This window comes from Rhodococcus sp. T7 (genome assembly GCF_009872365.1).
Lineage (GTDB): Bacteria > Actinomycetota > Actinomycetes > Mycobacteriales > Mycobacteriaceae > Rhodococcus_F.
Genome location: NZ_WXYH01000291.1, coordinates 1 through 691 on the forward strand (window position 1 = coordinate 1; position 691 = coordinate 691).

1 pseudogene is annotated in these 691 nt (G+C 71.8%); it reads right to left on the minus strand.

The features are described from left to right. Positions 1-691, minus strand: a pseudogene (locus tag MLGJGCBP_RS23690) (NAD(P)(+) transhydrogenase (Re/Si-specific) subunit alpha); the annotation flags it as partial.

The window sequence follows — 691 nt, forward strand, 5'->3', positions numbered from 1 at the left end:
CGCCGTCGACGAGCATCAGCTCCAGCAGCGCGGAGATGTTCTTCGAGTACAGCTCGGAGGCGTGCTCGGGCATGCTGGCGGGCAGGTTCAGCGGCGAGCAGATCGTCACCCCGTGCTTGACGACGGTCTGACCGGGTTCGGTGAGCTCGCAGTTGCCGCCGGTCTCGCCGGCCAGGTCGACCACCACACTGCCGGGTTTCATGCCCTCCACCGCGGCGGCGGTCACCAACCGGGGGGCCGGCCGGCCGGGGACCAGGGCGGTGGTGATGACCACGTCGAACCCCTTGATCGCGTTTTCCAGGGCCTGCTGCTGCTGCGCCCGCTCCGCCTCGGTGAGTTCGCGGGCGTAGCCGCCCTCACCGGCGGCGTCGATCCCCAGATCGAGCCACTGGGCACCGACCGAGCGGACCTGGTCGGCGACCTCGGGGCGCACGTCGTAGCCGGTGGCCCGGCCGCCGAGCCGCTTCGCCGTCGCCAGGGCCTGCAGGCCGGCGACACCGACCCCGAGGACCAGCACCGTGGCCGGTTTGACGGTGCCGGCGGCGGTGGTGAGCATCGGGAAGAACCGGGTCGACTCCGACGCCGCGAGCAGCACCGACTTGTAGCCGGAGACGTTCGCCTGCGACGACAGTGCGTCCATCACCTGGGCGCGGGAGATCCGCGGGATCGCCTCGACCGCGAACGCCTGCAC